The following is a 7,703-nucleotide window of genomic DNA, read 5'->3' as shown; positions in this document are numbered from 1 at the left end:
ACAGACATTTGTCACCATGCAAGAGGCCGGTGATCCTGACGCTGGAACGGCTTTGGGGTATGCTCGGGACAATTTCCATCGCGAGACCGCACCGCCCTTGAACACGCCTGCCGCGACCCGTCGCGCCCTGCATCTGGAGCCGCATGATCCACGCCGGCTCTCCCTCCTCTGCGGCCAGTTCCACGAACATCTCAAGCTGATCGAGCGGCGCCTGGGCGTGCGCATAGACCAGCGCGCGCACGACCTGCAGATCGTCGGCGGCGCGCAGGCGGTGGACACCGCAGTGCAGGTGTTGCAGCGCCTCTACGCCGAGACCGAGGACCAGCACGAGCTGGCACCGGAGACCGTGCACCTGGTGCTGCAGATCGCCAGCGGCCAGGACGCCGCCGGCACGCAGACCGGCACTGGCGCGGACGGCGACAACGGCCCGGTGCTGATCACGCGCAAGGGCGCCATCCGTCCGCGCGGCCACAACCAGCGCCGCTACGTCGAGCAGATCCTCAGCCACGACATCAGCTTCGGCGTCGGCCCGGCCGGCACCGGCAAGACCTATCTCGCCGTGGCCTGCGCGGTCGACCAGCTGGAAAAGGACCTGATCCGCCGCATCCTGCTGGTGCGCCCGGCGGTGGAGGCCGGCGAGAAGCTCGGCTTCCTGCCCGGCGACCTGTCGGAGAAGATCAATCCCTACCTGCGCCCGCTCTACGACGCGCTCTACGAAATGCTCGGCTTCGACCGCGTGGCCAAGCTGATCGAGCGCCAGGTGATCGAGGTCGCGCCGCTGGCCTACATGCGCGGGCGCACGCTCAACCATGCCTTCATCATCCTCGACGAGGGTCAGAACACCACGCCCGAGCAGATGAAGATGTTCCTGACCCGCCTCGGCTACGGCTCCAAGGCGGTGATCACCGGCGACATCACCCAGGTCGACCTGCCGCGCGGCACCCAGTCCGGCCTGTCGCAGGCGCTGAAGATCCTCGACCAGGTCGAGGGCATACACATCACCCGCTTCGCCACCCGCGACGTGGTGCGTCATCCGCTGGTCATGCGCATCGTCGATGCTTACGAGGCCTTCGATGCCGCCCGCGAGCAGCAGGCGCAGCAGGACCGCCGCGAGCGGCGCGACACCACGGCCGGCAACGCCACGGGCGATGCGCCATGAGCCTGGACCTGTGGCTGGAAGTCGACGATGACCTGGCCTCCGCGGAGCTCGCCGGCGTGCCCGGCGAACAGGACGTTGCGCGCTGGGCCGACGCCGCGCTGACCGCGCTGGCGGCCACCGACCCGGCGCTCGCCGGCGAGCTCGAACTGGCGGTGCGCGTGGTCGGCGAGGCCGAGAGCCGGCAGCTCAACCACGACTACCGCGGCAAGGACAAGTCCACCAACGTGCTGTCCTTCCCCGCCGAACTGCCCGAGGAAGTGCTCGCCGAGCTGCCGCAGCGTCCGCTCGGCGACTTGGTGATCTGCGCGCCGGTGGTGGCGCGCGAGGCCGCCGAACAGGGCAAGCCGCTGGCGGCGCACTGGGCGCACATGGTGGTGCACGGCGTGCTGCACCTGACCGGCCACGACCACATCGAGGCGGCGGACGCCGCGGTCATGGAGCCGCTGGAAATCGCCATCCTGGCTGAACTGGGCTGGGACAACCCGTATGATGACGACGAGGACGCCGGTGCCGGCGCCGACAGCGATGCCGCCCGCCCCGCGGGCAGCCACGAGTAAGGACGAGATGCGATGAGCGAAGGACGATCACCGGGCGACAGTCCGAAATCCTGGTTCAGCCGGCTGACCGAGGCATGGAGCGGCGAGATCACCACCCGCGAGGAGCTGGTGGAGACCATCCGCGACGCGGTCGCCAGCGGCCTGCTCGATGTCGAGGCGCAGCGCATCATTGAATCCACGCTGCAGGTCTCCGAGCGCCAGGTGCGCGACATCATGGTGCCGCGCGCGCAGATGTTCACCATCCGCGCCGGCCAGTCGCTGAAGGACATCCTGCCCGAGCTGATCGAGACCGCGCACTCGCGCTTCCCTGTGCTCGCCGAGGACAACCCGGACGAGGTGCTGGGCATCCTGTTCGCCAAGGACCTGCTCAGGCTGCTGCTGGAACCGGATGACGACCTGGTGCTGACCGAGCACCTGCGCCCGGCCTTCTTCGTGCCCGAATCGACGCACCTGGACAAGCTGATCCGCGAGTTCCGCGCCAAGAAGAGCCACATGGCGGTGGTGGTCAACGAATACGGCGGCATCGCCGGTCTGGTCACGCTGGAGGACGCGCTCGAGCAGATCGTCGGCGAGATCGACGACGAGCACGACGAAGACGACGCCGACGAAGACCTGCCGATCCGCGAGTCCGGCCCGGACGAGTGGGTGGTGCAGGCGCTGACCCCGATCACCGATTTCAACGCCTACTTCGGCAGCCGCTTCAGCGACGAGGACTTCGACACCATCGCCGGCATCATCCTCAATGCCTTCGAGCGCCTGCCCGAGACCGGCGAGCAGATTGAGCTGGAGCGCTGGCGCTTCACCATCCTCGCCGCCGACTCGCGCACCATCCGCCTGCTGCGCGTCGAGCGCCGAAAGTGAGCCGCCGCCGACGCGCCGCCTGACCCGCAAACCCTCCCCCTGTTTCCGCCTGACGGATGCCCGCCGCCATGAACCGCCTGCTGACCCTGCTCGACGCCCTGCGCCGCACGCCCGCCGCCCCCTGGCTGGCGCTGGCGCTGGGCGCCCTCATGCCGCTGGGACTGGCGCCGCTGGACTGGTGGCCGGTATCGCTGCTGGCGCTGGGCCTGTTCTCCGAACTGCTGCGCGACCAGGCGCCGCGCCGCGCGGCCCTCATCAGCTACGCCTTCGGCGTCGGCCTGTGGGGACACGGCGCGAGCTGGCTGCTGGTGTCCATGCACGACTACGGCGGCACCTCGCTGCCGCTGTCGCTGGTCCTGCTCGCCATCGTGGCGCTGACCATGGCCCTGTTCTTCCTGCCCGCGGGCTGGCTGTTCTCCCGCCTGCGCCTGCAGCGCCTGGGCTGGCTGGCGCTGCCTGCGCTGCTGGTGCTGGGCGAGTGGCTGCGCTCCTGGGTGCTCACCGGCTTTCCCTGGCTGATGCTGGGCTACGGTTTCATCGACACGCCGCTGGCGGGCTGGGCGCCGCTGGCCGGCATCTACGGCGTCAGCCTCGGCGCCGGCATCACCGCGGTGGCGCTGTTTGCCATCTGGCGCGAGGGCAAGCGCGCCTGGGGCGCCATCCTCGCGCTGGCAGTGATCTGGATAGGCGGCGGCCTGCTGGAGCCGCTGCGCTGGACCGTGATCGACCGCCAGGAGGCGGTCAGCGTCAGCCTGGTGCAGGGCAATATCCCGCAGGAGTCGAAGTGGGCGCTGGAGTGGCGCGACAAGACCGTGCAGATCTACCGCGACCTCAGCGAGAAGGAGTGGGGGCGCGATATCGTGCTCTGGCCGGAGGCCGCCATTCCCATGTTCGCGCACGAAGCCAAGGACGTGCTCACCGAGCTCGACCACCAGGCCCTGAAGCACGAGACGGCCTTCGTCACCGGCGTGCCGTTCGCGACCTGGAACAAGGAGCAGACCGCCGTCTACTTCTACAACAGCATCGCCGCCCTGGGTGACGGCTTCGGCCTGTACCACAAGCAGCAGCTGGTGCCGATCGGCGAGTACATTCCCTTCGAGGACTGGCTGCGCGGCACCATCCCCTTCTTCGACCTGCCCATGTCCAGCTTCACCTGGGGGCCGAGGCAGCAGCAGCCGCTGCTGGTGAAGGGACGCGCCATGGCGCCGTTCATCTGCTACGAGATCGCCTACCCGTCGCTGGTGCAGCGCCTGTCGGCACAGACCGCCTTCCTCGCCACGGTCAGCAACGACGGCTGGTTCGGGCACTCGATCGGCCCCGACCAGCACTTCCAGATGGTGCGCATGCGCGCCCGCGAGACCGGGCGCTACATCATCCGCAGCACCAACAACGGCATCACCGCGATCATCGACGATGCCGGCGACGTGGTCGCGCAGGCGCCGCGCTTCCAGCGCACGGTGCTGCGCGGCGAGATCCATCCGGCCACCGGGCTGACGCCCTGGCAGCGCTTCGGCGTGCCGCCGGTGCTGCTGTCATGCCTGCTGCTGGTCGCCCTCGGCTGGCGCCAGGGTCGCCAGTAAGGCCTGCTCGCAATCCGCCCAGTCGGGCGCTTCGGCAGCGATCAGCTCGACGCGGTTGTCGGCGCGGTACTCGCTGCCGCGAATGGCAAGGTCCTGCGCGGTGGCATTGAAGAAGATCCAGCCGCGATCGGTGTGAAACACGCCCTTGAGGCGGTCCAGCCCGCGCCAGGACAGCAGCAGCGTGAGCAGGTCATCGTGGCGGAAGCACCAGTCCGGCGGCAGGATCCAGCCGCCGATCCAGTGCGCCGCGCCGTGCGACTCGACACGCTCGTGATAATGGTAGGGCGGATCGGCCGGCGCCACGGCGGGCGCATCATCCGCCGCCAGCCCGCGCAGGCCCAGCCCAGTTTCGCCACCGCCGGCAGACGTGGCCGCGAGCCCGGCCGGCGGGCGCAGCAGCGACCGGCGCTGCCGGCCGGCGGCGCGGGGCACGACATCCAGCCAGGCGGCATCGACCTGCGCCGGTGCCGCGAACACCACCAGCGCCTTCGGCGGCAGGCAGCCGTCAGCGAACGCCTGCGCACGCAGCCGGTCATCCTCCGCGAGCAGGTCGGCCTTGCTGAACACCAGCACATCAGCGACCTCGACCTGGGCGCGGAAAGTCTCGTGGCCGGTCACCCGCTCGTCGCCGAGCTGGCGCGCATCGATCAGGCAGAGGGTGGCGCCGACCGTCAGCAGCGGCTGCCAGTGCGGCTCGCGCAACGTCTCCAGTATCTGCGCCGGATGACCCAGCCCGGTGGGCTCGATGATCAGCCGCTGGCAGTCGGTGCGGGCGGCGATCTGACCCAGCGCGATCTGCATGGGCAGGTTCTGCGCGCAGCAGATGCAGCCGCCGGGCACCTCGCGGATGAACACATCGTCGCCGGACCAGGCAGCCTGGTCGATGCCGATCTGGCCGAACTCGTTGACCAGCACGGCCCAGCGCTCCCCGGCCGGACGCGCGGCCAGCAGCGCGGTGATGAGGGTGGTCTTGCCGGCTCCCAGGAAGCCGGTCACGACATGGGTCAGCAGGGGCATGGCGGACTCGATCTGCGGCGCGGCCCGTCAGCGGGCGCGATCAGACGTCCGTCGGGGCTGTTCAAGGAAAAAGGCGGCCGGCTAGACTGCAGGCCCACGCGATCATGACACGAGGCAGGCAGGCATGGACATCCTCATCACCGGCGGCACCGGCTTCATCGGCAGCCTGCTGGTGCCCGTGCTCGCCGGCGCCGATGACCGGGACCAGGGCGACCGTCTGACCCTGCTGACCCGCCACCCTGAGCGCGCCGCGGCGCGCCACGCCAGCCTGGTCGCGCGCGGCCGGGTGCGACTGATCCGCTCGCTCGACGAACTGGGCCGCGACGAGGCCTTCGATGCCGTCATCAACCTGGCCGGCGAAGGCATCGCCGACCGGCCGTGGACGGCCCAGCGCCGTCGCGAGCTGCATGCCAGCCGCATCGTGCTCACCGAGTCGCTGGGCGACTGGATGCGCCGCGCCCGCCACAAGCCGTCGGTGCTGATCTCGGGCTCGGCCGTGGGCTGGTACGGTGATCAGGGCAACCGCCTGCTCGAGGAAGAGGCCGCCGCCGACACCGGCGCCTACACCCACCGGCTCTGCGATGACTGGGAAAAGGCGGCGCTGGCCGCGGCACCCGAGGGCACGCGTGTCTGCATCCTGCGCACGGGGGTGGTGATCGGCCCTGGCGGCGGCCTGCTGCGCCGGCTGCTGCCGCTGTTCGGCCTCGGCCTCGGCGGTCCGGTGGGCAGCGGCGAGCAGTATGTCTCCTGGGTATCGCTCAGCGATGTGGTGCAGGTCATCCTGCGCCTGCTCACCGACCGCGAGCTGCGCGGCGTGTTCAACCTCACCGGACCCCGTCCGGTCACCAACGCGGAGTTCGCCCAGACCCTGGCCGGCCTGCTGCGCCGCCCCGCCCTGCTGCGGGTACCGACCTCGGTGCTGCGCCTGACCATGGGCGACATGTCGGCGCTGCTGCTGGACAGCCAGCGCGCCCTGCCCAGCCGCCTGCTGCAGCTGCGCTACAACTTCCTGCATCCGACGCTGGAGGATGCGCTGCGCTGGACGCTGTCGCGGCGCGGTTGAAAAAGGGCGGAGGGGGCCGGGCCGGAAAACACGCTGAGAAAGCGCTACAGTTTTCCGCCCCGGCCCCCTCCGCCCTTGTCCGGCGCTGATGCGATCAGCGTGGCGCGCCAGCGACTTCCGGCAGTTTCAGCCCCAGGTTGTTGATGATGCGCTGGCGCTCGCGGTCGTCGATGACCAGGGCCTGGTAGCCCTCCGCCAGCAGCTCCTTGATGAACAGCTTGTTGTAGAAAAACATGAAGATGATGTTGGTCAGGCCGGCGCTGAACAGCCAGAACGCCAGGATGATCAGCCCCCACTTGATGTCGCCGCGGAACAGCGGCGGCAGGAAGCCGAAGAACAGCACTGTCCACGACAGGCCGACCGGCGCCGGCTTCTGCGCGCCCGTCTGCGGGTTCTCCATGATGACCGTGGTGAATGCCATGTTCCTCTCCCTGACGATTTGCCTGCCTCGATCAGGGCCAACGCGCCGGCGGCCGGTGCGCTGACCTGTGATGCTCAGAATACCGCATCCCGCGCCATGCCCAGCCACTCGTGCAGCGCTCGCCGGCTCATGCCCAGGCTGTCGTGCTGGGGCGTCCAGCGCTCGATGAAGGTCAGCGCCGATGCATCGGCGCTGAAACGGGTCGGCGCCGGCAGCACGCTGAAGCCGGCGCGCTCGAACACGCGGGCGGCACGGCGCAGGTGCCAGGCATGACTGACCAGCACGACATGCGTGATGCCCTGGGCATGCAGCATGTCCGCGCTCATCTCGGCGTTCTCGCGCGTGGTGCGCGAGAACGGTTCAAGCCAGCGCACCGGCACGCCGAAGTCATTGCGCAGGCTTTCCGCCATCAGCTCGGCCTCGGCGGGACGGCTGCCACGGTCGCTGCCCTCGGCGACACCGCCGGTGACCAGCAGCGGCAGTCCGGACTGCCGCTGCACGTGCGCGGCATAGCGCAGACGCACGAGCATCTCGGCGCTGACCACATCGCGGCCTTCGTACTCCGGCGCCTGCGGCAGACGCCCGCCACCCAGCACCACGATGGCCTGGTAGCCGGCCGCCGGCAGCTGGCCGGGATCGCGCAGCGGCATGACCCGGTCCTCCAGCGAGCGCGCCAGCCAGCCCGAACCGACCGGGGAGGCCAGCAGGTACAGCGAGGCCAGCGCCAGCACCGCCAGCCCGGTGGCGAGACGTCGCCGGCCGCGCCAGAACAGCACCAGCGCCGCCACGCCGAGCAGGCACTGCAGTCCTGGCGGCAGCAGCAGGAGATGAACGAGCTGGGTCGAGAACATGCGGGACTCCGATACATCGCGACCGGCTACCTTACCGCAGATGCCGGCCGCGCAGACGAAAAAGCGCCGGCACGAGGCCGGCGCTCTTCCGCATCACGCGCTCGGCGCGATACCGCCCCTCACAGCTCCGGGGTGAAGGTCGGCGCCTGGCGCGGCTGTGCATGCTGCTGCCAGGCGTAGCCCAGGCTGATCAG

At 69.9% G+C, this 7,703-nt stretch carries 8 protein-coding genes; 5 read left to right on the top strand and 3 right to left on the bottom strand.

Annotated features, from left to right (window positions below; all coding sequences use genetic code 11):
* Nucleotides 1-97 precede the first annotated feature (97 nt).
* The 4 genes from C5O18_RS04495 (at nucleotide 98) to lnt (ending at nucleotide 4,157) form a co-directional block, all read left to right on the top strand.
* The gene (locus C5O18_RS04495; protein ID WP_241146737.1) at nucleotides 98-1,159 is read left to right on the top strand and encodes a PhoH family protein; all 1,062 of its coding nucleotides are present in this window, start codon (nucleotides 98-100) and stop codon (nucleotides 1,157-1,159) included.
* On the top strand, nucleotides 1,156-1,716 hold the full coding sequence (gene ybeY / locus C5O18_RS04490; RefSeq protein ID WP_206389725.1) for an rRNA maturation RNase YbeY: 561 nt from the start codon (nucleotides 1,156-1,158) through the stop codon (nucleotides 1,714-1,716). The genes C5O18_RS04495 and ybeY overlap by 4 nt, the downstream gene beginning before the upstream one ends.
* A 12-nt stretch (nucleotides 1,717-1,728) precedes the next feature.
* On the top strand, nucleotides 1,729-2,577 hold the full coding sequence (locus C5O18_RS04485) for an HlyC/CorC family transporter (RefSeq protein WP_105191837.1): 849 nt from the start codon (nucleotides 1,729-1,731) through the stop codon (nucleotides 2,575-2,577).
* A gap of 68 nt (nucleotides 2,578-2,645) precedes the next feature.
* Nucleotides 2,646-4,157: an apolipoprotein N-acyltransferase gene (lnt, locus tag C5O18_RS04480; RefSeq protein ID WP_146089205.1), complete on the top strand. Its 1,512-nt coding sequence runs from the start codon at nucleotides 2,646-2,648 to the stop codon at nucleotides 4,155-4,157.
* Here lnt and C5O18_RS04475 read toward each other — a convergent pair.
* Nucleotides 4,110-5,174 (bottom strand): CobW family GTP-binding protein, encoded by a 1,065-nt coding sequence (locus tag C5O18_RS04475; protein ID WP_105191832.1) that lies wholly within the window; start codon nucleotides 5,172-5,174, stop codon nucleotides 4,110-4,112. The two genes, lnt and C5O18_RS04475, sit on opposite strands and share 48 nt — an antisense overlap.
* A gap of 124 nt (nucleotides 5,175-5,298) precedes the next feature.
* On the opposite strand from C5O18_RS04475, the gene C5O18_RS04470 reads away from it, so the two are divergent.
* Complete coding sequence (locus C5O18_RS04470) at nucleotides 5,299-6,237, top strand: TIGR01777 family oxidoreductase (protein WP_105191830.1); 939 nt, start codon at nucleotides 5,299-5,301, stop codon at nucleotides 6,235-6,237.
* 94 nt (nucleotides 6,238-6,331) lie between these two features.
* Here C5O18_RS04470 and C5O18_RS04465 read toward each other — a convergent pair whose 3' ends face one another.
* Together C5O18_RS04465 and C5O18_RS04460 are read right to left on the bottom strand one after the other, a co-directional pair.
* A complete protein-coding gene (locus C5O18_RS04465; protein WP_105191828.1) occupies nucleotides 6,332-6,658 on the bottom strand; it encodes a hypothetical protein in 327 nt (108 codons plus the stop codon).
* Between the two features lie 74 nt (nucleotides 6,659-6,732).
* Nucleotides 6,733-7,509: a YdcF family protein gene (locus C5O18_RS04460; protein WP_105191826.1), complete on the bottom strand. Its 777-nt coding sequence runs from the start codon at nucleotides 7,507-7,509 to the stop codon at nucleotides 6,733-6,735.
* Nucleotides 7,510-7,703: the final 194 nt, after the last annotated feature.

This window comes from Amnimonas aquatica, assembly GCF_002943415.1.
Lineage (GTDB): Bacteria > Pseudomonadota > Gammaproteobacteria > Pseudomonadales > Moraxellaceae > Perlucidibaca > Perlucidibaca aquatica_A.
This window is presented reverse-complemented; position numbering and strand designations above follow the sequence as displayed.